Raw genomic sequence first — 26,653 nt, forward strand, 5'->3', positions numbered from 1 at the left:
CTTAGAACGGAGTACAGCATGGCTTGGAATGAGCCCGGCAATAACGGAAAAAATAACGACCCCTGGAAGCAGGGCGGTCGTGATCAGGGCCCACCTGATTTAGATGAAGTGTTTCGTAACTTTGGCAAAAAGTTCGGTGGCATTTTTGGCGGTGGTAAGTCATCTGGTGGTGGTAGTAGTGGCGGAGCATCAGCTGCGTTTGTGCTGATCCTGATTGTTGCTGCATTGGTTTGGGCGTTCAGTGGCTTTTACACGATTAAAGAATCCGAGCGCGGCGTGGTGCTACGTTTTGGTGAGTACCACACCGAAGTTGGTCCGGGTATTCACTGGAAACCTACTTTTATTGATTCAGTGTTGCCGGTAGACGTTACCAGCGTACGGACGTTACGTAGTGACGGCTTTATGCTGACGCAGGATCAGAATCTGGTACGGGTAACATTTGAGATCCAGTACCGGGTGTTCAACGCACGGCAGTACAAATTCTCTGTTGTAGATGCTGACAACAGCTTACATCAGGCAACCGATGCGGCGCTGCGTTATGTTATCGGGCACTCTATCATGGATGACGTCCTGACCCGTGGCCGTGAAGTGGTGCGGCAGAATACCCGTCAGGAGCTTGAGGGCATTATCGAGCCATACAACATGGGTATCGTTCTGGTTGATGTAAACTTCCGGGATGCGCGTCCGCCGGAAGAAGTGCGCGATGCTTTTGATGACGCTATCAAAGCACAGGAAGATCAGGAACGCTTTATTCAGGAAGCTCAAGCTTATGCCCGTGAAATAGAACCACGTGCCCGTGGTCAGGTGAACCGTGTGATGCAGGAAGCCGAAGCTTACAAACAGCAAATTGTGTTAAAAGCACAGGGTGAAGTTGCCCGCTTTGAGAAGCTGTTACCAGAGTATCTGGCTGCACCGAAAGTAACACGTGATCGCTTGTATCTGGAAACGATGGAACAGGTTTACAGCAATACGTCAAAAGTGCTGGTTGATGTTAAAAACGGCAATAATATTATGTATTTACCTCTTGATAAGATGCTTAACCCAAATAGCTCTTCTACTACGCCGTCTAACGCTACGCCAGTTTTGCCGGCACGTAGCAGCACTGACAGCAACAGTCAGAGCCGCAGTGATAGCGGTCGCAACTCAACTCGTAGTGGCAGGGGGTAACCGATGAAAAATTTCACTATAGCGCTGATTGTGGTTATTGCGTTTATCTTTTTGTCGGCGCTGTTCGTGGTGCCGGAAGGGCAACGCGCCATTGTTATCCAGTTCGGTAAAATCCAGCGTGATGCACAGCAAAACGTAGTGGTGTACGAGCCGGGTTTGCATTTTAAACTGCCAATGATTGAAACAGTGCGTAAGCTTGATGCCCGGGTACAGACACTGGACGATGCACAGGACCGTTTTGTCACGGCAGAAAAGAAAGACTTGCTGGTCGACAGTTATGTTAAGTGGCGTATCAGCGACTTTGGCGCCTACTTTCTGGCCACCGGTGGTAATACTGCTCAGGCGGAAGTGCTGCTTAAACAATATATTAATAACGGTTTGCGCACTGAGTTTGGTGCCCGAACTATTCCTGAAATTGTCTCGGGTGAACGTACACAACTGATGCAAAGTGCGCTACAGCAGGCGGGCGAAGCGTCGAAAGAGCTGGGTATTGCTGTCGTTGATGTGCGTGTTAAGCAAATCAACCTGCCGCAGGAAGTGAGCAGCTCAATATTCGCCCGTATGGAAGCTGAGCGTCATGCAGTAGCCCGTGAGCACCGCTCAAAAGGTATGGAAGAAGCGGAGATTATCCGCGCGGATGTCGATGCGCGCGTGACGGTAATGTTAGCTGATGCAGAGCGTAACTCGCGCACGGTACGTGGTGACGGTGATGCGATAGCGGCCAATGTTTATGCAGACGCCTACAACAAAAATGCCGAGTTTTTCTCGTTTATACGCAGTATGGAAGCTTATCGTAAAAGCTTTAACAGCAAAGACGATGTGTTGGTGGTGCAGCCTGACAATGACTTCTTTAAATACATGAAGTCAGATAAAGTGCAGAACTAAATCAGCAACTAATATGAAAAGGCCCGTCAGGGCCTTTTTTATCGGTAACGGTATTGGGGGGAGCCATGTACCAACAGTTTTATCAGCGTTTTCTGCAAGCTAATGCAGGCAAGCAACACTTTGCCTGCCATTCTCACCATTACTGGCCTGATGTTACCCGGGACGCCATGCTGGAATACTGGGATGATACAGCCCGGCTGGTCGATGATAAGTGGCAGTACATCTTTGCTGAGAAGGTGCCACAAACCCAGCAACTCATTGCAGATATTTTGCAGCTGCCACAACCCGAGCAGATAGTGTTTGCACCTAACACCCACGAGCTGGTGATGCGTCTGTTAAGCTGCTTTGATTTACGCCAGCCGCTGCATATTTTGACGACAGACAGCGAATTTTACAGTTTCAGCCGTCAGGTTAAACGCTTAGCTGAGTACGACAACATAACAATAGAAGCGATCCCTACCGAGCCTTATGCCACTTTTGAGCAGCGATTTATTGCTGCCGCTGAAGCCCGTTCGCCTCATTTTATCTTCTGTAGTCAGGTATTTTTTAATTCAGGTGTGGCGCTAACTGATTTAACCGGCTTTGTGCAGAAGCTGGCAGCATGTACCGATGCCATGATAGCAATTGATGGTTATCATGCATTTATGGCGCTGCCGACAGATTTATCATCGATTGCTGAGCGGATATTTTATCTTGCAGGCAGTTATAAATATGCTCAGGGCGGAGAAGGTTGCTGTTTTATGGCGGTACCACTAAGCAGTACTGACCGGCCCTTATACACCGGCTGGTTTGCTGAGTTTGGCACCCTGGCTGCTGAGAAATCTGCTACCGTGCTATACAGTGATGACGGTTACCGTTTTGCAGGTGCGACGATGGATTTTTCTGCACTGTACCGGCTAAATGCCGTACTACGGTTATTTAAGCAGCAGGGGATCAGTGTGGGTCGCATTCATCAATATGTGCAGCAGTTGCAACGGGTATTTCTGGCGAAGCTGGCTGAGGTTAAGCATACCAAACTTCATACCAGCAGTCTTTTGACAAACGATCTGGATAACCATGGTCATTTTCTGACATTTCGCTGTGGCAACCCGGCCGAGGTCGCGGAACTTGCCGCGATGCTTAAACGAAACGGCATTGAAACCGACTACCGGGGTGACAGATTACGTTTTGGTTTTGCGCTGTACCACAACAGTGAACAGTACGATTTAAGTTGTCTGAAGCAGTGTTAAATCTAACTGATTGAATAAAAACTAATAATTTAGCCGCTGAAAAAAAGCGGCTTTTTTTCGTCCGGACGGCTGAAACTTAGTTGCCAATTTGGTAGAATCCCCGCCTAATTTTTTCCATGATGTAGGAACCATGGCCAAAAACGTCGTAGTGCTCGGCACCCAATGGGGTGACGAAGGTAAAGGTAAAATTGTCGATTTATTAACAGATAAAGCAAGCTATGTGGTGCGCTATCAGGGCGGCCACAACGCGGGCCATACGTTGGTTATCGACGGTGAGAAAACCGTATTACACTTAATTCCGTCAGGTATTTTACGCGCCAATGTGAAGTGCGTAATTGGTAATGGCGTAGTGTTGTCCCCGGAAGCATTCTTAAAAGAAATGAGTATGCTTGAGCAGCGCGGCGTACCGGTAAAAGAGCGTTTGCTGTTAAGTGAAGCCTGCCCGTTGATCCTGCCTTTTCACGTAGAGCTGGATAAGGCGCGTGAGCTGGCACGTGGTGACAAACCTATCGGCACAACCGGGCGAGGCATTGGTCCTGCGTACGAAGATAAGGTTGCCCGTCGCGGTTTACGTGTGGGGGATTTATTTAATCCTGAACTGTTCGCAGAAAAACTGAAAACAGTGATGGATCTGCATAATTTCACTTTGACGCAGTACTATAAAGTTCCGGCTGTCGATTATCAGACCACGCTGGATAATGCTCTGGCTATCGCTGAAATTTTAAAACCGCTGGTTGTTGATGTAACGGATTTACTGGATCTCGCCCGCAAGGCTGGCCAGGAAATCATGTTTGAAGGCGCACAGGGTACACTGTTGGATATCGATCACGGTACTTACCCTTACGTAACGTCGTCTAACACTACGGCGGGTGGTGTGGCCACCGGTGCCGGTTTTGGCCCGCGTTACCTCGATTACGTGCTGGGTATTGTCAAAGCCTATACGACGCGTGTCGGTTCTGGCCCGTTCCCTACAGAGCTGGGTTGTGAAGTAGGCGAGCATTTAGGTGTAAAAGGCCATGAGTTCGGTGCAACTACAGGTCGTAAACGTCGCTGTGGCTGGTTTGATGCAGTAGCGGTCAAGCGCGCGGTTCAGCTTAACAGTATTTCTGGTTTCTGTTTAACCAAGCTGGATGTACTGGACGGCCTGGACACCGTGAAAATTTGTACTGGCTATAAAGATGCTGCCGGTAACGTTACTGATGTTCCGCCGCTGGCTGCAGAAGGCTACGAGCTGGTTACGCCGGTGCTGGAAGAAATGCCGGGCTGGACAGAGAGCACTTTTGGTGTACAAAAGCTGGAGCAGTTGCCTCAGGCGGCTCGTAACTACATCACCAGGCTGGAGCAACTAACTGGCGTGCCTATTGATATCGTGTCGACCGGACCAGACCGGGTTCAGACGATTGTTTTACGCCACCCATTTGGCTGAAACATCTGAACGAGAGTTCACCCCGTATAAAAACGCTGCCATCCGGCAGCGTTTTTGCTTATGCTGATAAGCATAGAATTTCACGGGGCTACATATTATGCGTGCAATAATCTTGTTACTTACCGCGTGTCTGCTGTGCGCCTGTGGTGGCGGGGGTAACAGCAACAGCGGAGGAAATACGGCGGCGCCGGTTAATATTTGCCAGCGTAATGATATTAATGCTCAGGTGTTTTGTGCCTTACAACAGGACTATCTTTGGTACCGGGATTTACCGACTTCGATTAACCCTGATAATTACGCTTCACCCTCTGCTTTACTGCAGGCTGTGGCCGCGCCGCAAGACCGATACAGTTTCGTTTTAACAGCACAGGAGTATCAGGACCGCTTTATCAATGCCACTTTTTTCGGGTTTGGTTTTTCCAGTGTGCGTGCTGATAACAACAGCGCCCTGCAAATCGCTTTTGTTTATGATGATGGCTCTGCAGCGCAGAATGGTTTGCGCCGTGGCGATAAAATTACTGAAATTGAAGGTGTCAGCGTTTCACAGTGGCTAAGCCAGCTTGATGCCGGCACTATCAATAGTGAAGATATATACGGCCCGAACGAGAGCGGTGTAATAAGGAACTTTGTCTGGCTGAAACCTGATGGCAGCCAGCTTAGTGCCGACTTTATAAAAAGTGATGTCACGACCAATACGGTATTGCACCGCTCTGTAATAGAGCAAGACGACAAGCGGATTGGCTACCTGGTATTTAACAGCTTTATTGAGCTGTCTGAGTCGGAGCTGCAACAAGCTTTTGCTTATTTTGCTATACAGGAAGTTGAAGAGCTGGTGCTGGATTTACGCTATAACGGCGGCGGTTTAATCCGTGTTGCTAATCAGCTGAGTACACAAATAGCACAGCGTAATGTGCAAGGGCAGGTATTCGTTAAATACCGTTACAATGATAAAAACACTGCTAAAAATAACACTACACTCTTTTCGCTCGGTGCCGGCAGTACCAGTTTAAATCTGGACAGGGTGTTTATTCTGACAACAGCCAGTAGCTGCTCATCCAGTGAGCTGGTCATTAATGCGTTGTCCCCCTTTATTGATGTCGTACAAATTGGTGGCACGACCTGTGGTAAACCGGTTGGTCAGCAGCCTGATCAAATAGGCAATTATGTGCTGTTTGCAATTAATTTTCAGACAGTGAACGCCCTGGATCAGGGAGATTACTTTGATGGTTTGGTGCCAGAGTGCCAGGTGCCGGAACAAATCAATGGTGACTGGGGGATAGCGGGTGATCCGCTGTATGCTGAAGCGTTGCAATACATTCGCACTGGCAATTGTAGCAATGTCGCGACTTCTGAAATCTCGGCAGCCTCATTACGCTCGTTGCCTGCTCAAATGCCTGTATTAGCGCCCTGGCGCGTTAATGATGAGCATTAAGGCGCAAAACTTGCTTAATATCTGATTAAGGTAGCCGATAAGGTACAACTGACAATTTTCAGGCGTAGATGATGATCAAAGGTGTTTACTTAGCGTTAGCGATGTTAGTACTAACAGTTCCGGCTGTGGCTCAGGAGCTTGAAGCAGTGCAGCTGTATTCGCAGGACGAACTGCTGGCTCTTATCCGCACTAACAGTCATTTAAAGCGGGTTAAAGCCGATGATTGCCAGTTGGTCAATGACATTGAAGCGAGGGCCGATATTATGCAGCTGCCCGCTTACCAGTTTTTATACGGTGATATGCTGGCGTATGCGGTCTGCGTACCGCGTAATGTTGAACGCGGCTGGGATTTAATGTTGCAAGCTGCCGGGCAAGGGTTGCCGGAAGGGTTAGAACAAGTAGGGCGTTACTATCATATCGGCCGTTTTGTGCAGCCCGATATTGATAAAGCCATTGTATATCTGCGGGAAGCCTCGGCGCTGGGTAATTTAAACGCCCAGTTACGGTTGGGGCAGATCCTGGCTGATGGCAACGGTAGCCCGGTAGATTTTGAGCAGACCTATCGCTGGCTGCATAATGCAGTAACAGCTGATAGTGCTAAACATAAGCAAATTCAGCAGGTACTTTCAGCCCTGGCGAAGAAAATGCCAGCACGGGTAGTTGCCAGTGCGAAACGGCCGGTAAAATGAAGTTCATACTCATTAGCAGGTTTAGCTGTTACACTTAACACAATTTAGGAAGCAAAAGATAACTTAATGACGGTAAATGATCCGCATCTTGCGCGTGAGCAGGAAAAATACGACAACCCTATCCCCAGCCGGGAATTTATTCTCGAGCATATCGAAAAACGCCAAAGCCCCGCTTATTTTGATGAACTGGTTGAAGAGCTGGGGCTTAAAGATGATGACGCCATTTTTGCGCTGAAAAAGCGGCTACGGGCTATGGAGCGCGACGGCCAGCTGATTTACACCAAAAACCGCCGCTATGGCCTGGTCGATAATATGGATCTGGTTAAAGGCACGGTACTGGGGCATCGTGAAGGCTATGGCTTTTTAAAACTGGAGCAAGGCGGGCCGGACTGGTTTATCCCCAATTTTGAAATGCAACGCTTGCTGCCTGGCGATGTGGTGCTGGCCACGGCACAAAGCATTTCCGCTAAAGATAAAATTGAAGCACGGGTAGTAAGGGTGCTCGAGCCACGTACAGAGCCGGTAGTAGGGCGCTATTATAAAGATTTCGCACTGGGCGTGGTGGTGCCGGAAGATCCGCGCATTTCACAGGATATTGTTATTCCTGACGGCGAGCAAGGCGCTGCCCGGCATGGCCAGGTGGTGCTGGCTGAAATTACGCAGCGACCTTCAAAACGGGTAAATGCGGTCGGTAAGGTGACAGAAGTGCTGGGTGAACATATGGCGCCTGGGATGGAAATCGAAATTGCTATCCGTAACCATCAGATCCCGCATGAATTTTCTGATGCTGTGCTAAAACAAGTGGCTAAATACGGCGCCGATGTGCCAAAAGAGGCCAAACAAGGTCGGGTTGATTTAACGCAATTGGGTTTAATTACCATTGATGGCGAAGACGCGCGCGACTTTGACGATGCAGTGTACGCTGAAGCGAAAGACAATGGCGGCTGGCGGTTATGGGTAGCGATAGCGGATGTCAGCAGCTATGTGCAGCCAGATACGCCGCTGGATAAAAGTGCGCTTGAGCGCGGCAACTCTGTATATTTCCCGGATCATGTGGTACCTATGCTACCAGAAGCGTTATCTAATGGTCTGTGTTCACTCAATCCACATGTTGACCGATTGTGTATGGTTGCGGATATGCATATCAGTGCCGCAGGCAAGCTGGAAAGCTACCAGTTTTACGAAGCGGTAATGCACTCCAGTGCGCGTTTAACCTATAACAAGGTACACAAGATTCTGCAGGGCGACCCTGAGCTGCGTCAGCAATATGAGGCCAACCTGACGAATATTGAAACGCTGTACGCACTGTACAAAAAGCTCGCTAAAGTGCGTGGCCAGCGCGGCGCTATTGAGTTTGAAACAGTTGAAACCCGTTTTATTTTTAACAGTCACCGTAAGATTGAACAAATTGTGCCGGTACACCGGGTTGAGTCACATAAGATCATTGAAGAATGTATGATCATGGCCAACGTCGCGGCAGCACGTTTTATTGAAAAACACGAAGCCCATACGTTATTCCGTGTGCACGAGCGCCCGGACGGTGATCGCTTCGATAACTTCCGCCGCTTTTTAGGCGAACTGGGCATTGAAGCCGACTTACCAAACGAGCCTACTCCACTGGAGCTGACCGAGCTGTTAAATCGTATTGGCGAGCGGCCGGATCGTGAACTGATTGAAACCACTATGCTGCGTTCAATGAAGCAAGCTGTATATCAGGGCGATAATCAGGGCCACTTTGGTCTGGCCTTAGAGGCTTATGCCCACTTTACCTCGCCAATTCGTCGCTATCCGGATCTAGTGCTGCACCGCGGTATTAAAGCCATACTGGCAAAACAAGGGCAAAAAGTGGTTGGTGCCCGGGCTTATAGTGAGGCGGAAATTACCCCGCTGGGCGAACAGTGCTCAATGACTGAGCGCCGGGCTGATGATGCCACACGTGAAGTGGCTGACTGGCTTAAATGCGAGTATATGCAGGATCATTTGGGCGATGAGTTTGAAGGTGTGGTGTCAACTGTCACTAACTTCGGCTTGTTTGTGCGCTTAACCGAGCTGTATATCGAAGGCCTGGTGCATGTTACGTCACTGCAAAACGATTACTATCACTTTGATGCTGACCGCCATGTATTAACCGGCGAGCACAGCAAAGTCAGCTATCGCATGGGGGATTTACTCAAAGTGAAAGTGGCTGCGGTAAACCTTGAGGCGCGCAAAATTGATTTAGTGTTGGTCGGTGAGCCGAAGCGCTTTGTCAATAAAGCGGATATTAAAGCATCGAAACTGGCGGCCAGTGGCAAAGCGTCAAAGTCTGGTAAAGCCAGTGCGGGCAAGGGCAATAGTAGCCGTGGTGCTAAAGCGCCGGCGAGCAAAGATGCCAAGCCAAAAGGCGCCCGTAATATTACCGCGCGGAAAAAGCCACGGCGTAAGGTCAAGTAATTGTTGTAGGCCGCTAGCGAAACGGAATACTCACGCCGACACGCCGTGAATATGTCCCTATAGGCTCGATTATAAACTTCATCCATGAAGTTTATCCTGCGGACCAGCGATGCTGTTCAAATTCGCTCCAGGCGAATTTGTCAGCATCCATGCCTTCAACGGTCAGCTAAGAGTATTCCGATTCGCGAATCACTAAAACTAAGGTAAACTGCCGGCCAATTTTTCTGACTGGCGAAACAAGGGCTAACAATGAACGCAGATCTGGTATTTGGTATTCACGCGGTAGAGGCGTTTTTGCAGCGTGCGCCGCAAGATGTGCTGGAATTGTTTGTGATGAAAGATCGCGACGATAAGCGTATGCAACCGATCATTCAGTTAGCCCGCCAAAATGGCGTGTCGGTGCAGTTCTGTAACCGTAAAACCCTGGATGATATGGTCAGTGGCCAGCATCAGGGGGTCGTTGCCAAAGCCCGTTTACAAAGCTCAGGCAACGAAGCCGACTTGGCCGCTATTGTTGAGCAACAGGCAAAGCCCTTTATTTTAATCCTCGATGGTGTAACTGACCCGCATAACTTAGGTGCGATTTTACGTAGTGCTGACGCGGCCGGTGTGCATGCCGTTGTCGCGCCAAAAGACCGTTCAGTGAAACTGACATCAGTGGTACGAAAAGTGGCTTGTGGCGCTGCCGAGAGCGTGCCCTTTATTACGATTACCAATCTGGCCAGAACCATGCGTGAACTGCAGGATGCAGGTGTTTGGATTGTCGGCACCGCAGGTGAAACTGACACCTTAGTCTACGATGCTGATTTAAAAGGCCCGTTAGCGATAGTGTTAGGCGCTGAAGGCGAAGGCCTGCGCCGCTTAACGCGTGAAACCTGCGATAGCCTGGTGAAAATTCCAATGTTTGGCACTGTATCCAGCCTGAACGTATCGGTTGCTGCAGGGATCTGCTTATTTGAAGCGGTGCGTCAGCGTAGTTAATCCAAATATCTGCTTGTTATTTACCCGCTAAATCCGTAGAATACGCGACCTTCGGCCATACACTTAACGTTCCTTGCCTCCATGAGAACCCCGGCCGAGTTCCCCCGAGGCTTACTAACCGTAAGGAGCTACAATGCGTCATTACGAAATCGTTTTTATGGTTCACCCTGATCAGAGTGAGCAGGTACCAGGCATGATCGAGCGTTACACTGGCGCGATCAAAGAAGCGGGTGGTTCTATTCACCGTCTGGAAGATTGGGGCCGTCGTCAACTGGCTTACCCGATCCAGAAGTTGCATAAAGCTCACTATGTTCTGATGAACGTAGAAGCGCCACAAACTGTGATTGATGAGCTGGAAACTAACTTCCGCTACAACGATGCTGTTTTACGTAACCTGATTATGCGCACTGACAGTGCCGTAGTTGAGCCATCACCAATGGCTAAGGTACGTGAAGAACGTCGTGAGCGTGCTCCTCGCGAAACTGAAGAGCAAGTATCAAACGAAGAGTAAGTTGTCGTTAATGGACAATTGCACCGTACTGGTAGGCACCATCTGTCGTGCGCCAGAGCATAGCGAAAGTCCGGCGGGTATACCGCATACAGTTCTGGCACTGGAACATCGCAGTCACCAGATGGAAGCCGGCCTCAACCGCCAGGCTTATGTCAGGATACAGGTGGTACTCACCGGGACTGAACTGACACAACATACTAAAGCGTTAACGTTGGGCAACATGGTTAAGGTAAGCGGTTTTTTAAACCGGCACCAAAGCCGCAGTGGACAGGCAAAGCTGGTACTGCACGCACAACACATTGAACAAATAAGTTAGGAGACAGGCAAATGTCACGTTTTTTCCGTCGCCGTAAATTCTGCCGTTTTTCTGCAGAAGGCACTGTAGAGATTGATTACAAAGATACCGCTGTTCTGAAAAACTACGTTACAGAAAGCGGCAAGATCGTACCTAGCCGTATTACTGGTACCAGCGCTAAGTATCAGCGTCAATTAGCCCGTGCTATCAAGCGCGCACGCTACCTGGCTCTGTTACCGTACAGCGACTCACACAGCTAATACAGAAGGGGTATAAGTAATGCAAATTATTCTGTTAGACAAAGTCGCTAACCTGGGTGGTTTAGGTGACAATGTAACTGTTAAGTCTGGCTATGCTCGTAACTTCTTATTCCCGCAGGGTAAAGCAGTTCCAGCTACTAAGGCTAACATCGAGAAGTTCGAAACTCGTCGTGCTGAATTAGAAGCTAAATTAGCTGCTGACTTAGCCGCCGCTAACGACCGTGCTGCAAAAGTTGCTGCGCTGGGTGAAGTGACAATCGCTTCTAAAGCTGGTGATGAAGGCAAACTGTTCGGTTCAGTTGGTACTCGCGATATCGCGGATGCTATCACTGAAGCGGGCGTTAAAGTGTCTAAAGCAGAAGTGAAGTTACCAAACGGTACTTTACGTGAAACTGGCGAGTTCGACATCGACCTGCAGTTACACGCTGAAGTTATCGCAACTGTTAAAGTTGTGGTAATCGCAGAAGCTTAATTGCTTGAAAGCGCACTGCAGTTGCAGTGCGCTTTTCCAATCATCTCCGTTTTATCCTCTGATATAGCCATCACACCGGCACAGATGCCTAGCCGTTAAAAATTTCTGTTACTTTGCTTTGTTATCTGCCTGTGGCAGGTTAGCATTATGCTGTTTTCGCTAACTGATACAGGTGCTATGAGCAGTACAAAAGATAAGCAGGTTGCTGCGGTTAAAATGCCGCCCCATTCAATAGATGCTGAGCAGTCAGTGCTTGGCGGCTTAATGCTGGACAACGATGCCTGGGACCGTGTTGCAGAGAAGGTGGTCGAGCAGGATTTCTATCTCAGAGCACACCGCTTTATTTTTGCCGCCATGTCACGTCTGGCAGAATCCAGCCACCCGATAGACATTATTACGGTTTCTGAAGATTTAGAGGCCAACCAACAGTTAGACGATGTAGGCGGCTTCGCCTATTTGGGCGAAATTGCCAAAAACACGCCCAGCGCAGCAAATATTCTGGCCTATGCTGATATCGTGCGTGAGCGCGCCGTGGTACGCGATATGATTTCAGTCGCGCACGACATTGCTGATGCCGGCTACGATACTCAGGGCCGCACGTCGGCTGAGCTGCTCGACTTTGCCGAAACCAAGGTATTTAAAATTGCCGAGCAGCGTGCTAATGCCAACGAAGGCCCGGAACCTATCAATGCGATCCTGGCTAAAACCATTGAAAAAATCGACGAGCTGTTCCGCTCGCCGCATGATGGTGTCACCGGTGTCTCTACCGGTTACGTCGACCTGGATAAGATGACCAACGGCATGCAGCCATCGGATCTGATTATCGTTGCTGCCCGCCCGTCGATGGGTAAAACCACCTTTGCGATGAACCTGTGCGAACATGCTGCTATCACCAGTGATAAGCCGGTGCTGATTTTCAGCTTAGAGATGCCGTCAGAACAAATTATGATGCGTATGCTGGCGTCTTTAGGCCGTATTGACCAAACCAAGGTGCGTACCGGTCAGCTTGAAGACGAGGACTGGGCGCGTTTGTCGTCAGCAATTGAGCTGTTAAATACCAAAGGCAAAATGTATATCGACGATGGTTCGGGCCTGACACCGACAGAGGTACGCTCGCGGGCGCGCCGGGTAGCACGTGAGCACGGTGGCCTGAGTATGATCATGGTCGATTATTTGCAGTTAATGACAGTACCGGGCTTAAGTGAAAACCGTACATTGGAAATTGCGGAAATCTCGCGTTCGTTAAAGGCGTTGGCAAAAGAGCTTAAAGTACCGGTAGTGGCGCTGTCTCAGCTTAATCGTTCACTTGAACAGCGGGCCGATAAACGCCCGGTAAACTCAGACTTACGTGAATCCGGTTCTATCGAGCAGGATGCCGACTTAATCATGTTTATCTACCGTGACGAGGTATATAACGACGACAGCCCGGATAAAGGCACCGCCGAGGTCATTATTGGTAAGCAGCGTAACGGCCCGATTGGCCGCGTGCGGCTGACATTCCATGGCCGTTATTCACGCTTTGATAACTATGCTGGTAGCGCCCGTTTCGAGGAAGATTAATGCAAAGCCGCCGGCCACAGGCCATTATTAATCTTAACGCCCTTAATCATAATTTTTCCCGGGTAAAACAATTGGCTCCTGCCAGCAAGGTATTGGCAGTGTTAAAAGCCAACGCCTATGGCCATGGGATGCTTGCCGTGGCCCAGGCATTGAAGCACTCCGATGCGCTGGGTGTGGCCCGCATTGATGAGGCTCTGGCGCTACGTGCTGGTGGTATTACCAAACCCATTGTGCTGCTGGAAGGCTTTTTCCACCCGGATGAGCTGCAGCAGGTGGTAGCGTCTAATTTACAGCTGGTAATACATCACCGCGAGCAAGCCACAGCACTGGTAGCTGCCAGGTTGGATGCGCCGGTACGGGTTTGGTTGAAAGTTGATTCCGGTATGCACCGGCTTGGTATTTACCCGGATGAATTTAATGAGTTGCATCAGTGCTTAAGTCAAAGTGCCAATGTGCAAACGCCAATCCGTTTGATGAGTCATTTTGCCTGCTCGGATGAGTTGGCAAACCCGGTTACGCTCCGGCAATTGCAGCTGTTCCGGCAGACCATTGCAGACACAGAAGGTGAGGTGTCGCTTGCTAATTCTGCTGCCATTTTAAACTGGCCGCAAAGCCACGCTGATTGGGTGCGGCCTGGCCTGATGTTATATGGTGTATCGCCAATGGCTGATGGCAGCGGCAATACTCAGGGCTTGCAACCGGTAATGACCTTAAGCAGCAGTGTTATCGCGGTGCGGCATGTTAAAGCCGGTGAGGCAGTAGGCTATGGCGGCAGTTGGATAGCTGCGCACGACACCCGGCTAGCCGTTGTCGCGATAGGGTATGGTGATGGCTACCCGCGTGCAGCCAGTAACAATGCCGACGTCGTTATTAATGGTCAGCGCTTGCCGGTTGTGGGGCGTGTATCTATGGATATGATTACTGTTGATATCGGCAAGCAGAGCGTTGCAGTTGGTGACAACGTTATTCTGTGGGGGCCACAGTTACCGGTAGAACAGCTTGCGCAGCGGGTAGATACTATTCCCTATGAATTACTGTGTAATATTACCAGCCGCGTGCAGTTTAGCTACGTCGAATAATAACCTTCCAGCCTGGCACATTTTCTGCTGTGAGTGATTACCATCTATGACATCATATTTTGCAGGAACGGGTGATGACAGTGTCAGGCTTATCAGTTAACCACTTTCAGTTACAGTATCAGTTGCTCAAGCCTGAAAATGGCACCGATGCGTTTGCCAGCCGGCAAGATATTGCCGCAAAATCGGCAAGTGCTGTCACTCCTGATGCTAAAGTCGGCAAGACGAGGGCTCCTGCCGAGCCGGAGACTGAGCAACAGCAAGCCTTTCTGGATCAGTTGATGGAGCAAATGCTGGCAAACCGTATTGGGCTTGATAAACAGAAATACGATGAAATTCAGCAGAAGATAGAAGAGACTGAGGCAGAGAAAGACGCGTTGGCAAAGCAACCTGCCAGCGCAGAGCGTGATAATAAGCTATCGGCGCTTGATGATAAGCTAACACAGCTGAACAAAGCACTCGAAGGCTTGATAGAACAGGCGAATCGAAACCGGGAGCGTAAAGAGCGTTCTGAACAGGCTGTAAAAGACGTGATAGCGCAATACCGCAATGCCGCGTTTGTAAAACAGCAGCCGACTATCTTCTTATAGTCGGCGTCGGGTAGTTACTTATCGAAGCTGACTTCGATATGTACTTTGCCAAAGTCGGAGTCGAAAGGCATCAGAATTTTTGCACCTTCTGATTTATGTGAAATGGTGTGGCCTTTACCCGATACCACAACAGGTGTTGCCATAGTGAAGTCGTAACCTTTTTCGCCCAGAATACGCTTGGCACCACCTGTCACCATGTTAGTGATTTCGCCAACCATATCTGTGACATCAGGTGTAATGCCTTTTGGCCGTTCGCCCAACATGCGAAACATAATTTCTACCGCTAACGATTCTTCAAAGGTGATAGAAAAAGAACCTTTGGTTTGTGGGCTGACCATACCGATTAAGCCGGATACATCACCACGTGCCACTTCATCTTTTTTTATCCGGGGCTGTCCCGGTGTGATGGTGGTGTTGGCCATCGTACTTAACACATTGACCAGAGACGATAAAAACGGGTTTATAAATTCTACATTCATGTCAACGCCTATCAGAATACGGTATCAGGGCTACAGCTTGTTTAAGATTAGAAACCTTTTTGTAAATTAACAAGCCAGATCCTTGATATGGAAAAGTTTTATTGTTTTGCCTTGCAGGTTTTGCATAAGCCGTGGGCTTCTATCGTCTGGTGCTTGATAACAAAGCCCTGTGCAACTGCCTGGCGGTTAAATTCCTCATGCAGCAAATCTGAGTGCAATTCAGTGACATTGCCACACTGATCACATATCAATAATTGTGCCGGATGATGCTGGCCAAAATGATGACAGAGTAAAAAAGCATTCGTTGATTCAATTTTGTGAATAAAGCCTTGTTCTGTCAGAAACTCCAGAGCACGGTAAACGGTGGCAGGTTTGGCTCCGGGTTCAGTCTGCTTTAGCTGTTCTAACAGCTCGTAAGCGCCGATACCACCGTTGAGGTTGGCAAGCAGGCGAAAGACTTTTTCCCGGATGGACGTAAAGCGGGCACCATTTTGTTCGCATATTGTACGGGCCCGGTTGACCAGTGTTTCCGTCGACATAATTTGCTCCTGTCAGCAGTTGACGGCAGTGTACCATATCAGGCATTAACTGCCACGCTGTCAGGAATAAACTGCAATGGCTACAGACGGTTGATCTGATCTTTTAGCTGATAGGACTTGTCAGTAACAATACTTTCCAACGTAGCGATACGTTGTTTTAGTTTCTCATGCTCAGCTTTCAGTTCATCCATTTCCTTACTGTTGCCAGCTTTGTTTTTGTGCTTGTTGTAGGAGTCAAAAGCGGCAAACGCCATTGAACACACCACAACAATAACAATCATGTCAAACACACCCATTTTTTAGCTGCTCCTTGATAACTGGTTAATTTGATCTTTCAGCTGATAAGATTTATCAGTAACAATGGCCTCCAGTGCGGCGGTACGCTGTTTCAAATCTGCGATTTCCTGCTCGAGTTTATCGATCCCTTTGCCGGATGCCAGTTGTTGATACTTATATCGCATTTTCATCGCATCGTAAGCAACACCGCCGAGTATGGCAACTACCACTATGATGACAATACCGATATCCATAAAGACGCTCCTTCTTTAGTTTGTTAGTCTGGCAATCTTAGCAAATCAGATGCCAATCATATTAACTGTTTATAATCAAATGCTTATGCTGTTAGGCTGGTTTGCTTTTCGGGCAAATAAACAAAAGTTTAGCCAATTTAACCAGAATATAGTGGTAAACTCGGTGTCGGGTATAGCGAATAATTGTAAAGCAATATGACTGATGAATACTGGATGCAGTACGCGATCAAGCTCGCTGCCAAAGCGGAAGAGCAAGGTGAAGTGCCGGTTGGGGCGGTGCTGGTTAAAGATGGCGTTATGTTATCTGAAGGCTGGAACCAGATGATCAGCCTGAACGACCCGTCAGCCCATGCCGAGATGCAGGCAATACGTGCTGCGTCTGCTTTGGTTGGAAATTACCGCTTACCTGATTGCACCTTATATGTGACGTTGGAGCCGTGCAGCATGTGTGCTGGCGTGATGGTGCACAGCAGAATTAAAAAAGTCGTGTTCGGTGCCAGTGATTTGAAAACCGGTGCGGCCGGTTCAGTACTAAATTTGTTGCAGCATCACTGCTTTAATCATCAGGTAGAAATTGTTCCAGGTGTATTAGCGCAGCAATGTGCAGCACAGCTATCAGGCTTTTTTCAGCGGCGCAGAGCCGAGCATAAAGCGCTTAAGCGCACTCGGCCTCAGGCTGATTAAAAAAGCCAAGGTAATGACGACGACGTTGGTGCAGTTTTGTGACGGCTATGTTGCGTTTTATCCGCCGTCTGCTGGCTGCGACATCTAACACCCGACGACGCCTGGCTTTTACCTGAGGTTTTTTCCGTTTTAGCATAGTAGCTCCTTCATCTTGCCTTAATCGCTACTATGAGGGCGACAGGCTTTGGGATCAACAGTGTGTTAATCCTGGCCGGCGGGAGGCTGTGGCAAGATTTCTGTACTGCTTTGCTCAGTCAGTCGCTGCTTCTGCTCTTCCAGACGTTGCTCTGCCTGCTGGCGCTCATCGACCCACAGAAGGGTATCATAGTAGCGGCGTATGTTATCAACATAGGTTACCGCTTCATCGCCACGGGCATAACCGTACTTAGTGGTCTGATAAACATTTTTCTGCCGCAATAACGGCAGGCGCTGTTTTACATCCAGCCATTTATCCGGATCTGCGCCATCTCGTTGGGTCAGAATGCGCGCGTCTTCAACATGGCCCCAACCCACATTGTAAGAGGCTAATGCAAACCACAGCCGGTCAGGCATAGGAATGCGCTCCGGTATCCGTGTCACCAGCCGGTGCAGATAGCGACTGCCACCGCGGATGCTCTGCTGCGCATCTAAGCGGCTGGTGACGCCCATTTGCTGTGCTGTGGGTAAGGTCAGCATCATTAAACCACGTACGCCTGTCGGGCTTTTTGCTTTTGCATCCCAGTGTGATTCCTGGTAACTGAGTGCGGCCAGTAAGCGCCAGTCCAGCTCGCCGGCGTATTGTTCGAACCAAGGTTTCAATGCCGGCAGCGTCTGCTCGATAGCTTCGATATAAGAAAGCGTATCAACGTAATCGAATTGCTGTACATGGCCAAAATAACGATCTTCCAGGGCGATAAGCTCTCCGCCCTGATACATGGCCCCAAAAAACTCAATTAAAACGGCATACAGTGAATCGTCCTGATTATCTGCCAATAACCAGCTGACAGGCAGATTGTCCCGTACGGTAAAAGCGATACTCAGGTTAGGGTAAAAGCGCCGGTTCAGGGCCAGTTGATTCGAGTCAGTAACAGTGTAAGCAATATTGCCGTCGACCACTTGTTGCAGGATCTCTTCGGCGTCCAGCGTCGGGTCTTGTTGCCATTTCAGCGTTGGATGATCCTGTTCCAGTTGCTGCAGTGTTTCAGCGTGACTACTGTCTTTTACTACCACTATGGTGTCTGTCAGATCATCCACCGAGCGTGGCCAGGCATTACCCTGTTTAAACACCAGTACTTCATTGATCCAGCGATACGCCGGTGAAGCGCGGTATTTACCTTTACGGATTTCGGTCAGTGTTAAACCGCCGGCGATATAATCAACCTGGCCGGTTTCGAGTTTTTGCAACAGTTCGTCCAGATGATAACTCGGATACAACTCGAGTTTGACACCCAGCTTATCTGCTAAGGCCTGGCTCAACTCCAGCTCGAAACCGGTAGGGCCGTCTACGCCAACATAGTAACTGGTGGGGCCGTGCAGTACGCCAACTTTTAAAGTATCTCTTTGATATATACTGAAAAGCTGGCTCTGCTGTGGTTCTGGACTACAGCCGGTAAGCCAAATCAATACCAGTAGCCAGTAGCCACTTCTACGCATGCATTTTCACTCTTTACCACCTTATTCCCGGCTGTTATAGCAAACTTCTGCTTCGACGTCAGTGTTTACTCATACCACTTAGGCAGAAATTTCTTTATAATAGCGCGCCTGTTTCAGGTTCCATCGTTGTTCAACCCACGGGAAAAAAAGCCTATGTTGATCCTGCGTGGTGCGCCAGCACTGTCCGATTTCAGAATTCAGAAGTTACTCGACCAATGCGCCCAAAGTGGCTTAACTGTCAGCAATATCTATGCTGAGTTTATGCACTTTGCTGATGTCAGCGGCGCATTAACTGACGCACAGCAGCACACGCTGGACAAGTTGCTGACTTATGGTCCGGCAATCGCCAGCCATGAACCACGCGGCCATATGCTGCTGGTGACTCCTCGTCCGGGAACCATTTCGCCCTGGTCATCTAAAGCGACCGATATTGCGCACAACTGTGGCTTGTCTCAGGTAAAACGCTTAGAGCGTGGTATTGCCTACTATATCGAAGCTGCGGCTGAATTAAACCAGCAGCAATTGCAACTGATTGCGGCTTTACTGCACGACCGGATGATGGAGGCAGTATTCACCGAACTGACCCAGGCCCAAGCTTTGTTTGCTAAAGCGCAGCCGGCGGCTCTTGCGTCTGTCGATATTATAGCTGGCGGGCGTGAAGCCCTTACCAAAGCCAATAGCGAGATGGGCCTGGCGCTGGCAGAAGATGAAATTGACTACCTGTTTAGCAATTTTACCGCCTTAGGCCGTAACCCGAACGACATTGAACTCTATATGTTTGCGCAGGCAAACTCTGAGCACTGCCGGCACAAAATTTTTAACGCCGACTGGACAATCGACGGCGTACAACAGCCAAAATCACTGTTTAAAATGATTAAGAACACCTTTGAGCAAACCCCGGACTACGTGTTATCAGCTTATAAAGATAATGCCGCGGTAATGGAAGGCTCAGCGGCAGGGCGTTTCTTTGCCCAGCCAGGCAACAATACTTATCAGTACCACCATGAAGATATTCATGTACTGATGAAAGTTGAAACCCATAACCACCCTACAGCCATTTCACCTTACCCGGGTGCTGCTACCGGTTCGGGTGGCGAGATACGCGATGAGGGCGCAACAGGCGTTGGTTCTAAACCTAAGGCTGGTTTAGTCGGTTTCTCTGTGTCGAACTTACGTATACCGGGTTTTGAGCAACCATGGGAAACCGATTTTGGTAAACCTGAACGTATTGTTTCTGCGTTAGATATTATGCTGGAAGGCCCGCTTGGCGGCGCGGCTTTTAACAACGAATTTGGTCGCCCGGCGATCAATGGTTATTTCCGTACCTACGAAGAAAAAGTGCCAAGCCATAACGGTGAGGAAGTGCGCGGATACCATAAACCGATTATGTTAGCCGGTGGTTTGGGTAATATCCGTGCTGAGCACGTACAAAAAGGCGATTTACCGGTAGGTGCTAAATTAGTGGTTCTGGGCGGCCCGGCGATGAATATCGGCTTAGGCGGCGGTGCCGCTTCCTCTATGGCATCGGGCCAGTCAGCTGAAGATCTGGATTTTGCTTCAGTGCAGCGCGAGAACCCGGAAATTGAGCGCCGTTGTCAGGAAGTTATTGACCGCTGCTGGCAGCTGGGCAAAGACAACCCTATCGTATTTATTCACGACGTTGGCGCCGGTGGCTTATCCAATGCGTTCCCTGAGTTGGTTAACGACGGTGGTGTAGGCGGTAAGTTTGAACTGCGTAACGTGCCAAACGATGAGCCTGGCATGTCACCGCTGCAAATCTGGTGTAACGAATCGCAGGAGCGCTATGTAATGGCGATACCGGCGGATAAAATGCCGGTGTTTGAGCAGATCTGTAAGCGTGAGCGCGCACCTTTTGCGGTAGTGGGCGAAGCCACAGCAGAGCAGCACTTAACGTTAACCGATACCCACTTTGGCAGCACGCCAATTGACTTACCGCTAAGTGTATTACTGGGTAAAGCGCCAAAGATGCACCGCGATGTGAAAAGCGCGATCTCTGCCGGTAAAGCAATGGATCTGTCTGGCGTCAGTGTAAAAGAGGCAGCAGAGCGCTTGCTGCGCTTACCTGCTATCGCAGAAAAAACCTTCCTGGTTACCATCGGTGACCGCACAGTAACAGGCCTGGTTGCCCGCGATCAGATGGTTGGCCCATGGCAGGTACCTGTTGCCAACTGCGGTGTTACCGCAGCCAGCTATGATACTTATCACGGCGAAGCGATGGCGATGGGCGAGCGTACCCCTGTTGCACTGCTGGACTTTGCTGCGTCAGCTCGTCTGGCTGTTGCTGAAGCCATTACCAACATTGCCGCCACTGACATTGGTGATTTAAAACGCGTTAAATTATCGGCTAACTGGATGGCTGCAGCAGGTCACCCGGGTGAAGATGCCGGTTTATATGCTGCGGTTAAAGCTATTGGCGAAGAGCTGTGTCCGGCGCTGGAAGTGACGATTCCTGTCGGTAAAGACTCCATGTCGATGAAAACCAAGTGGCAGCAAAATGGCGAAGATAAAGCGGTTACTGCACCTTTATCTTTGGTCATCACTGCTTTTGCCCGGGTAGAAGATATCCGTAAAACGGTAACGCCGCAGCTGCGCACAGATAAGGGCGATACTAGCCTGCTGCTGATCGATTTAGGTCAGGGCCAGAACCGGCTGGGTGCTTCCTGCCTGGCGCAGGTGTACAAGCAGTTAGGTCAGACACCGGTCGATTTAGATAGCCCGGAGCTGTTAATTAACTTCTTTAACGCTGTGCAGCAGCTAACACGTGAGCAAAAACTGCTGGCGTATCATGACCGTTCAGACGGTGGTTTGTTTGTTACGCTGGCGGAAATGGCGTTTGCCGGTAAGGCCGGTGTCAATGCGGACATTGCTGCCCTGGGCAATGATGATATGGCGGTGCTGTTCTCAGAAGAGCCGGGTGCTGTGATTCAGGTAAGCACCAGTGAACTGGCTTACGTGCAGCAAGTGCTGGCGCAGCACAATCTGGCACAGTGTAGCCATGTTATCGGTAGCGTTAACAACAAAGATGAGTTGGTATTCAGCCGTGGCGACAAAGTGGTGCTGAGCGATAGCCGCACCCGCTTACGTTGTATCTGGGCAGAAACCACTTACCAGATGCAGGCGCTGCGTGATAATCCGGCCGGTGCTAAACAGGAATTCGAGGCCAAAGCCGATGCAGCGGATCCTGGTTTAAATGTTAAGCTCAGTTTTGATATCAATGCTGATGTAGCCGCACCTTTTATCTTAAAAGGCGCTGCACCTAAAGTCGCGATCCTGCGAGAGCAGGGTGTTAACTCGCATGTTGAAATGGCGGCAGCCTTTAACCGTGCTGGTTTTACCGCGGTTGACGTACATATGAGCGACATTCTGGCTGGCCGCGCTAAGCTTAGCGATTTCAATGGATTAGTGGCTTGTGGTGGTTTCTCTTACGGTGACGTATTAGGTGCCGGTGAGGGTTGGGCTAAATCTGTACTGTTTAACGACATGGCACGGCAGCAGTTTGCTGATTTCTTTGAACGTAATAGCACTTTCTCGCTGGGCGTCTGTAACGGTTGTCAGATGATGTCGAACTTAAAGAGCCTGATCCCCGGCGCCGATTTATGGCCACACTTTGTGCGCAATAAATCAGAGCGCTTTGAAGCGCGTTTCAGTCTGGTGGAAATTCAGCAAAGCCCGTCGTTGTTCTTCAATGGCATGGCAGGCTCGCGTATGCCAATCGCGGTATCACACGGCGAAGGTCATGCTGAATTTGCTTCAACAGAAGCGTTTGCTAAAGCCAACCACAGCGGCACTGTAGCAATGCGTTTTGTTGACCACTACGGTAATGCCACAGAGCAATACCCGCAGAACCCGAATGGTTCACCTGCCGGTATTACTTCGCTTACCACCACAGATGGCCGGGTGACTATTATGATGCCGCACCCTGAGCGGGTATTCCGTGCTGTGGCTAACTCATGGCAGCCGGACGGCTGGCAGGAAGACAGCCCGTGGATGAGGATGTTCCGCAATGCCCGCGTCTGGCTTGGCTAAAGGCGCACTGGCAATAAACAGCTAAATCTAAACCCTGCTCCGGCAGGGTTTTGTTTTTACTGCATTTATTTATCCGGCAAAGCCTAAGTAGCACAGCTACACTTAGCTCGTTAATCTTTTACGGGCAGCAATAACATGGACACACTTGCTGTACTTTCTCTGAAAAATGCACTGAATATCAGCCACAACAGCGATCTTGGTGATAGCCATGCCGTCGTACAACACTATTTGCAGCAACACAGTGCTGAGTTAGCGCAGGCCGAAGCCTGGCAAAGCTGGCCAGCGCAGCGACAGGCAGTACTTTGTCTGCAGCTGTGTTGCAAACAGGCTGGATTGCAGCCCGGTTTACTTGATGGCTGGTGGGGGCCGCAAACGTCTTATGCGGCAGAACAACTGGCTGGCTTGCAGCAGCATCAGAAAATGCCGCCCCCCTGGCGTGATCGCTATAGCACGCCGGCAAACCCTAATAATTGGCCGTTAGACCGGGAGCAGGAACTCAGAGCTTTTTTTGGTGAACCCGGTGAGCAGCTGGTTAAAGTCAGCTTTCCATACCCAATGCGGTTAGCATGGGATATGTCAACAACAGTGCTGGCGACACAGTGTCATCAAAAGGTCGCGGCCAGCGTGCAAAAAGTGTTAGAGCAGGTGCTGTTGTATTACGGTTTTGATGCCGTGCAACAGCTGCGACTTGATTTATACGGTGGCGGTTTTAACTTACGCGCCAGGCGAGGCGGCAGCAGTTTATCTACGCATAGCTGGGGTATCGCGTTTGATTTTGACCCTGAACATAATCAGCTGAAGTGGGGCAGCGATAAAGCCGCTTTTGCCCAATCTGGCTACGACTACTGGTGGCAGTGCTGGGAGGATGAAGGCTGGGTAAGTCTGGGCCGCAGTCGCAACTATGACTGGATGCATGTGCAGGCTGCGAGGCTGTAGCGAGGGCGCGCTACATCAGCCCCTTTAAAAAGGTTACAACACTGCGGCCCAAAGCACTTAACGCATAACCGCCTTCCAGCATAGCCACAACCCGCCCCTCACAATGCGTATCGGCTAGCTGTTTTATCTGCTGCGCTATCCACAGGTAATCATCTTCAGTCAGCAGAAACTGCGCCATATCATCTTCACGGTGGCCGTCAAAGCCTGCTGATACTAACATCAGCTGTGGTTTAAAATCGTTAATACGGGCCAGCCAGTGCTCTGTGATTTGTTCACGCCACAGTGCCGGTTTGCACAGCGCCGGCAGAGGCAAATTTTTGATATTGTCGGCGCTTGCTGTATCGCCGGTATTTGGATAGAGCGGAAACTGAAACGACGAGCAAAACAGAATACGCTCATCGCCGCTGACGATATCTTCGGTGCCATTACCATGGTGCACATCAAAGTCGACAATGGCGACACGTTCCAGGCCATGCTGCTTCAGTGCATGTAAGGCTGCAATCGCCACATTGTTAAAAATACAAAAGCCCATCGCCTGATCGCGGGTTGCGTGGTGTCCGGGCGGACGCACACTGCAAAAGGCCTGCAGGTTTGTGTCTTGCAATACAAGATCAACGGCATTGATACCGGCACCGGCCGCATGCAAGGCTGCCTCCAGGCTGTGTTTCATCATTTGCGTATCCGGATCCAGCCAGATATGACCATCGCCGGGCTCTTTAGCAAAAATTTCATCTACATAGAGTTTGCAGTGCGCCTGATACAGTTGCTGTTTAGTGGCAGGGGTTGCATCACGTTGTTGCACGACATATTCCATGCCGGAGCGGATAAGCTGATCATTAATGGCGCTTAAGCGTGCCGGCTGCTCCGGGTGATCATCACCGGCCAGGTGGCGGTAGCAACTGGAATGGCTGAACAGGGTAATGGCCATCAGCTGCTCTCTCCACTCTTACCAGCACGTGGCAACGGCAGTTGCAGGTATACTTCGCTTGGGTCATCGCCGGGTAAGCGGCCAAAGCCAGCTTTTTGGAATACTGCTAACATGGCTTTATTTTCGGCGCGGACAAAAGCCACCATACTCTGCAGGCCACGTTGCTCTGCAATCATAATCAGCTCCTGTAATAAACGTTTGGCCATACCCTTGCCCTGATACTTCTCACGTGTAACAAAGGCGACTTCACAGCCAGCGCCGTCGGGTAGCAGGTAGTAACGGCCCACGGCCTGAATTTGTACTGCTGAGCCTTTCTGTTTTACGATACACAGCGCCAGATCTCTGGATTGATCTACCCCAACCAGGGTACAGGACTTCTCCCGGCTCATCTGGGTTGGCACCGCGCTGTAGCGGAGTTGCAGCGTTTCCTTGGTATGTGAGTAGAAAAATTCCTGCAAACGGCGCTCATCTGATGGGTTTAGTGGACGTAAATCAAATTCTTCGCCGTCAATAGAGAGCTCTTTAAAGCCAACACTGCCCAGCTCTGGCACTTCTGTCGGCGTATGCAGCTGATAGTGCGGCACCCAGAAGTGCTGGCGTATCTGCTCCAGCAATTGCTGGCGAAACTTCGGATGAGCCACGCGGATAAGTTCCAGTGCGCGCTCGCGGATACTTTTACCGCGCAGCGAGGCAACGCCAAACTCTGTTACCACATAGTGCACATGACCGCGCGAGGTAACAACACCAGCGCCTTCGCTTAGATGTGCGACGATACGCGATACGGTGCCATTTTTAGCAGTGCTGGGCAGCGCAATAATAGGCTTGCCGCCATTGCTCATAGAGGCGCCACGGCTAAAGTCGACCTGACCGCCAATACCGCTGTAAAACAAGTGCCCAATAGAGTCTGAGACGATTTGCCCGGTTAAATCGACTTCAATCGCGCTGTTTATTGATACCATATTATCGTTACGGGCAATATTGGCCGGCGAATTAACATATTCGCTCGGGTAGAAACCCATGTGCGGGTTACAATGCACAAAATCGTATAACGCTTTACTGCCAACACAAAAGCTGGCCACTGTTTTGCCGGGGTGAAAGGTTTTTTTCCGGTTGGTTACTACACCTTTTTTAATCAAATCCATCATCGAATCGGTGATCATTTCGCTGTGGATCCCCAAGTCTTTATGGTTACCAAGGTAGCGCAGCACGGCATCACACATTTTGCCAACGCCAATCTGAATAGTGGCACCATCTTCTACCAATAACGACACATATTGGCCAATACGTTCAGTTACGGCGTCAAGTTTAACCGGTGGCATTTGTACCAGCGGCTGCTCGGCATAATAGTAGGCGCTTATCTGGTCGCGGTGAATAAACGCCTGACCATAGGTGATAGGCATTGACGGGTTTACCTGAGCAATAACTTTTTTCGCCGCTCTGGCGGCGGCTGAGACGATATCAACCGATACGCCGAGTGAGTGATAGCCATGCTCATCGGCCGGGCTAACCATAATTAACGCCGCATCAAGTGGAATAATGCCGTCACTGAACAAAGAGGGGATGTCGGACATAAAGCATGGCGTATAGTCAGCGCGGCCTTCTGCCACGGCCCGGCGCACCTGGTCGCCACCAATAAAAAGTGCGTTAACTTTAAACAGCTGCTGGTATTCGGCATCGGCCCATTTGTTGTCAGCCAAAGAATACACCTGCACCACTTCAATGTCGTGCAGCTGCCTGGCATTACTTATAAGGTTATCAATCAGTGCTGTAGGTGTGGCAGCATGAGAACCGATAAAAATCCGGTCGCCAGATTTTAACAGCTGTTGCCAGTTAAGTTTGTCGATTTGCTTTGTCATAACCTGCCGGGCTCAT

At 49.8% G+C, this 26,653-nt stretch carries 26 protein-coding genes; 18 read left to right on the top strand and 8 right to left on the bottom strand.

The window, feature by feature from the left end; all coding sequences use genetic code 11:
- Positions 1–18 precede the first annotated feature (18 nt).
- The 15 genes from hflK to LHL18_RS13675 all read left to right on the top strand — a co-directional run bounded on the left by hflK (position 19) and on the right by LHL18_RS13675 (position 15,006).
- Positions 19–1,167, top strand: a complete 1,149-nt coding sequence (hflK, locus tag LHL18_RS13605; RefSeq protein WP_226767471.1) for an FtsH protease activity modulator HflK — start codon at positions 19–21, stop codon at positions 1,165–1,167.
- 3 nt (positions 1,168–1,170) lie between these two features.
- Positions 1,171–2,052 carry a protease modulator HflC gene (gene hflC / locus LHL18_RS13610; RefSeq protein ID WP_134057574.1) on the top strand — a complete coding sequence of 294 codons (882 nt, stop codon included), beginning with the start codon at positions 1,171–1,173 and terminating at the stop codon, positions 2,050–2,052.
- 65 nt (positions 2,053–2,117) lie between these two features.
- On the top strand, positions 2,118–3,281 hold the full coding sequence (locus LHL18_RS13615; protein ID WP_226767472.1) for an aminotransferase class V-fold PLP-dependent enzyme: 1,164 nt from the start codon (positions 2,118–2,120) through the stop codon (positions 3,279–3,281).
- Between the two features lie 130 nt (positions 3,282–3,411).
- On the top strand, positions 3,412–4,707 hold the full coding sequence (locus tag LHL18_RS13620) for an adenylosuccinate synthase (RefSeq protein WP_226767473.1): 1,296 nt from the start codon (positions 3,412–3,414) through the stop codon (positions 4,705–4,707).
- A 97-nt stretch (positions 4,708–4,804) separates the two neighbouring features.
- Entirely contained in the window at positions 4,805–6,139 is a 1,335-nt protein-coding gene (locus LHL18_RS13625; protein ID WP_226767474.1) for a S41 family peptidase, read from the top strand.
- A gap of 68 nt (positions 6,140–6,207) precedes the next feature.
- Entirely contained in the window at positions 6,208–6,828 is a 621-nt protein-coding gene (locus tag LHL18_RS13630) for a tetratricopeptide repeat protein (protein ID WP_226767475.1), read from the top strand.
- Between the two features lie 66 nt (positions 6,829–6,894).
- A complete protein-coding gene (rnr, locus tag LHL18_RS13635) occupies positions 6,895–9,261 on the top strand; it encodes a ribonuclease R (RefSeq protein ID WP_226767476.1) in 2,367 nt (788 codons plus the stop codon).
- A gap of 249 nt (positions 9,262–9,510) precedes the next feature.
- On the top strand, positions 9,511–10,242 hold the full coding sequence (rlmB, locus tag LHL18_RS13640; RefSeq protein ID WP_226767477.1) for a 23S rRNA (guanosine(2251)-2'-O)-methyltransferase RlmB: 732 nt from the start codon (positions 9,511–9,513) through the stop codon (positions 10,240–10,242).
- A gap of 133 nt (positions 10,243–10,375) precedes the next feature.
- Positions 10,376–10,753, top strand: a complete 378-nt coding sequence (gene rpsF, locus LHL18_RS13645) for a 30S ribosomal protein S6 (RefSeq protein WP_134057559.1) — start codon at positions 10,376–10,378, stop codon at positions 10,751–10,753.
- 10 nt (positions 10,754–10,763) lie between these two features.
- Positions 10,764–11,069 (top strand): primosomal replication protein N, encoded by a 306-nt coding sequence (gene priB / locus LHL18_RS13650; RefSeq protein ID WP_134057557.1) that lies wholly within the window; start codon positions 10,764–10,766, stop codon positions 11,067–11,069.
- Positions 11,070–11,080: 11 nt separating this feature from the next.
- Positions 11,081–11,308 carry a 30S ribosomal protein S18 gene (gene rpsR / locus LHL18_RS13655; protein WP_008218940.1) on the top strand — a complete coding sequence of 76 codons (228 nt, stop codon included), beginning with the start codon at positions 11,081–11,083 and terminating at the stop codon, positions 11,306–11,308.
- A gap of 19 nt (positions 11,309–11,327) precedes the next feature.
- A complete protein-coding gene (rplI, locus tag LHL18_RS13660; RefSeq protein ID WP_226767478.1) occupies positions 11,328–11,780 on the top strand; it encodes a 50S ribosomal protein L9 in 453 nt (150 codons plus the stop codon).
- A gap of 177 nt (positions 11,781–11,957) precedes the next feature.
- Positions 11,958–13,340 carry a replicative DNA helicase gene (dnaB, locus tag LHL18_RS13665; RefSeq protein ID WP_134057553.1) on the top strand — a complete coding sequence of 461 codons (1,383 nt, stop codon included), beginning with the start codon at positions 11,958–11,960 and terminating at the stop codon, positions 13,338–13,340.
- Positions 13,340–14,419 (top strand): alanine racemase, encoded by a 1,080-nt coding sequence (gene alr, locus LHL18_RS13670; RefSeq protein WP_226767479.1) that lies wholly within the window; start codon positions 13,340–13,342, stop codon positions 14,417–14,419. Before dnaB ends, alr begins: the two co-directional genes overlap by 1 nt.
- Before the next feature lie 74 nt (positions 14,420–14,493).
- On the top strand, positions 14,494–15,006 hold the full coding sequence (locus LHL18_RS13675; protein ID WP_226767480.1) for a hypothetical protein: 513 nt from the start codon (positions 14,494–14,496) through the stop codon (positions 15,004–15,006).
- 14 nt (positions 15,007–15,020) lie between these two features.
- Here the strand turns inward: LHL18_RS13675 and LHL18_RS13680 are convergent, their stop codons facing one another.
- The 4 genes from LHL18_RS13680 to LHL18_RS13695 form a co-directional block, all read right to left on the bottom strand.
- On the bottom strand, positions 15,021–15,485 hold the full coding sequence (locus tag LHL18_RS13680) for a chemotaxis protein CheX (protein ID WP_134057547.1): 465 nt from the start codon (positions 15,483–15,485) through the stop codon (positions 15,021–15,023).
- Positions 15,486–15,583: 98 nt separating this feature from the next.
- Positions 15,584–16,024, bottom strand: coding sequence for a zinc uptake transcriptional repressor Zur (gene zur, locus LHL18_RS13685; RefSeq protein WP_134057545.1), 441 nt, complete (start codon positions 16,022–16,024; stop codon positions 15,584–15,586).
- 80 nt (positions 16,025–16,104) lie between these two features.
- Complete coding sequence (locus LHL18_RS13690) at positions 16,105–16,320, bottom strand: hypothetical protein (protein WP_134057543.1); 216 nt, start codon at positions 16,318–16,320, stop codon at positions 16,105–16,107.
- 3 nt (positions 16,321–16,323) lie between these two features.
- Positions 16,324–16,554, bottom strand: a complete 231-nt coding sequence (locus LHL18_RS13695; RefSeq protein ID WP_134057541.1) for a hypothetical protein — start codon at positions 16,552–16,554, stop codon at positions 16,324–16,326.
- Positions 16,555–16,749: 195 nt separating this feature from the next.
- Between LHL18_RS13695 and tadA the strand changes: the two genes are divergently transcribed.
- Positions 16,750–17,238: a tRNA adenosine(34) deaminase TadA gene (gene tadA / locus LHL18_RS13700; protein WP_226767481.1), complete on the top strand. Its 489-nt coding sequence runs from the start codon at positions 16,750–16,752 to the stop codon at positions 17,236–17,238.
- Here the strand turns inward: tadA and LHL18_RS13705 are convergent.
- Positions 17,210–17,374, bottom strand: coding sequence for a hypothetical protein (locus LHL18_RS13705; RefSeq protein WP_166670463.1), 165 nt, complete (start codon positions 17,372–17,374; stop codon positions 17,210–17,212). The two genes, tadA and LHL18_RS13705, sit on opposite strands and share 29 nt — an antisense overlap.
- Positions 17,375–17,439: 65 nt before the next feature.
- Positions 17,440–18,870 carry a membrane-bound lytic murein transglycosylase MltF gene (mltF, locus tag LHL18_RS13710; protein WP_226767482.1) on the bottom strand — a complete coding sequence of 477 codons (1,431 nt, stop codon included), beginning with the start codon at positions 18,868–18,870 and terminating at the stop codon, positions 17,440–17,442.
- A 153-nt stretch (positions 18,871–19,023) separates the two neighbouring features.
- Here mltF and purL point away from each other — a divergent pair, with 153 nt between their 5' ends.
- Positions 19,024–22,917, top strand: coding sequence for a phosphoribosylformylglycinamidine synthase (gene purL / locus LHL18_RS13715; RefSeq protein WP_226767483.1), 3,894 nt, complete (start codon positions 19,024–19,026; stop codon positions 22,915–22,917).
- Positions 22,918–23,052: 135 nt separating this feature from the next.
- Positions 23,053–23,853 carry a M15 family peptidase gene (locus LHL18_RS13720; RefSeq protein ID WP_134057532.1) on the top strand — a complete coding sequence of 267 codons (801 nt, stop codon included), beginning with the start codon at positions 23,053–23,055 and terminating at the stop codon, positions 23,851–23,853.
- A 10-nt stretch (positions 23,854–23,863) separates the two neighbouring features.
- Here LHL18_RS13720 and LHL18_RS13725 read toward each other — a convergent pair whose 3' ends face one another.
- Together LHL18_RS13725 and LHL18_RS13730 are read right to left on the bottom strand one after the other, a co-directional pair.
- Positions 23,864–24,781: a histone deacetylase family protein gene (locus tag LHL18_RS13725; protein ID WP_226767484.1), complete on the bottom strand. Its 918-nt coding sequence runs from the start codon at positions 24,779–24,781 to the stop codon at positions 23,864–23,866.
- Positions 24,781–26,637 carry a bifunctional acetyl-CoA hydrolase/transferase family protein/GNAT family N-acetyltransferase gene (locus tag LHL18_RS13730; protein ID WP_226767485.1) on the bottom strand — a complete coding sequence of 619 codons (1,857 nt, stop codon included), beginning with the start codon at positions 26,635–26,637 and terminating at the stop codon, positions 24,781–24,783. Before LHL18_RS13730 ends, LHL18_RS13725 begins: the two co-directional genes overlap by 1 nt.
- Between the last annotated feature and the right edge of the window lie 16 nt (positions 26,638–26,653).

Origin of the sequence: Rheinheimera aquimaris, assembly GCF_020531985.1 — a bacterium.
Lineage (GTDB): Bacteria > Pseudomonadota > Gammaproteobacteria > Enterobacterales > Alteromonadaceae > Alishewanella > Alishewanella aquimaris.

Excerpts from the sequence above, each read along its gene's own strand:
- hflK (WP_226767471.1), top strand. The coding sequence starts at position 19 with ATGGCTTGGAATGAGCCCGGCAATAACGGAAAAAATAACGACCCCTGG.
- hflC (WP_134057574.1), top strand. The coding sequence starts at position 1,171 with ATGAAAAATTTCACTATAGCGCTGATTGTGGTTATTGCGTTTATCTTT.
- LHL18_RS13615 (WP_226767472.1), top strand. The coding sequence starts at position 2,118 with ATGTACCAACAGTTTTATCAGCGTTTTCTGCAAGCTAATGCAGGCAAG.
- LHL18_RS13620 (WP_226767473.1), top strand. The coding sequence starts at position 3,412 with ATGGCCAAAAACGTCGTAGTGCTCGGCACCCAATGGGGTGACGAAGGT.
- LHL18_RS13625 (WP_226767474.1), top strand. The coding sequence starts at position 4,805 with ATGCGTGCAATAATCTTGTTACTTACCGCGTGTCTGCTGTGCGCCTGT.
- LHL18_RS13630 (WP_226767475.1), top strand. The coding sequence starts at position 6,208 with ATGATGATCAAAGGTGTTTACTTAGCGTTAGCGATGTTAGTACTAACA.
- rnr (WP_226767476.1), top strand. The coding sequence starts at position 6,895 with ATGACGGTAAATGATCCGCATCTTGCGCGTGAGCAGGAAAAATACGAC.
- rlmB (WP_226767477.1), top strand. The coding sequence starts at position 9,511 with ATGAACGCAGATCTGGTATTTGGTATTCACGCGGTAGAGGCGTTTTTG.
- rpsF (WP_134057559.1), top strand. The coding sequence starts at position 10,376 with ATGCGTCATTACGAAATCGTTTTTATGGTTCACCCTGATCAGAGTGAG.
- priB (WP_134057557.1), top strand. The coding sequence starts at position 10,764 with ATGGACAATTGCACCGTACTGGTAGGCACCATCTGTCGTGCGCCAGAG.
- rpsR (WP_008218940.1), top strand. The coding sequence starts at position 11,081 with ATGTCACGTTTTTTCCGTCGCCGTAAATTCTGCCGTTTTTCTGCAGAA.
- rplI (WP_226767478.1), top strand. The coding sequence starts at position 11,328 with ATGCAAATTATTCTGTTAGACAAAGTCGCTAACCTGGGTGGTTTAGGT.
- dnaB (WP_134057553.1), top strand. The coding sequence starts at position 11,958 with ATGAGCAGTACAAAAGATAAGCAGGTTGCTGCGGTTAAAATGCCGCCC.
- alr (WP_226767479.1), top strand. The coding sequence starts at position 13,340 with ATGCAAAGCCGCCGGCCACAGGCCATTATTAATCTTAACGCCCTTAAT.
- LHL18_RS13675 (WP_226767480.1), top strand. The coding sequence starts at position 14,494 with ATGACAGTGTCAGGCTTATCAGTTAACCACTTTCAGTTACAGTATCAG.
- LHL18_RS13680 (WP_134057547.1), bottom strand. The coding sequence starts at position 15,485 with ATGAATGTAGAATTTATAAACCCGTTTTTATCGTCTCTGGTCAATGTG.
- zur (WP_134057545.1), bottom strand. The coding sequence starts at position 16,024 with ATGTCGACGGAAACACTGGTCAACCGGGCCCGTACAATATGCGAACAA.
- LHL18_RS13690 (WP_134057543.1), bottom strand. The coding sequence starts at position 16,320 with ATGGGTGTGTTTGACATGATTGTTATTGTTGTGGTGTGTTCAATGGCG.
- LHL18_RS13695 (WP_134057541.1), bottom strand. The coding sequence starts at position 16,554 with ATGGATATCGGTATTGTCATCATAGTGGTAGTTGCCATACTCGGCGGT.
- tadA (WP_226767481.1), top strand. The coding sequence starts at position 16,750 with ATGACTGATGAATACTGGATGCAGTACGCGATCAAGCTCGCTGCCAAA.
- LHL18_RS13705 (WP_166670463.1), bottom strand. The coding sequence starts at position 17,374 with ATGCTAAAACGGAAAAAACCTCAGGTAAAAGCCAGGCGTCGTCGGGTG.
- mltF (WP_226767482.1), bottom strand. The coding sequence starts at position 18,870 with ATGCGTAGAAGTGGCTACTGGCTACTGGTATTGATTTGGCTTACCGGC.
- purL (WP_226767483.1), top strand. The coding sequence starts at position 19,024 with ATGTTGATCCTGCGTGGTGCGCCAGCACTGTCCGATTTCAGAATTCAG.
- LHL18_RS13720 (WP_134057532.1), top strand. The coding sequence starts at position 23,053 with ATGGACACACTTGCTGTACTTTCTCTGAAAAATGCACTGAATATCAGC.
- LHL18_RS13725 (WP_226767484.1), bottom strand. The coding sequence starts at position 24,781 with ATGGCCATTACCCTGTTCAGCCATTCCAGTTGCTACCGCCACCTGGCC.
- LHL18_RS13730 (WP_226767485.1), bottom strand. The coding sequence starts at position 26,637 with ATGACAAAGCAAATCGACAAACTTAACTGGCAACAGCTGTTAAAATCT.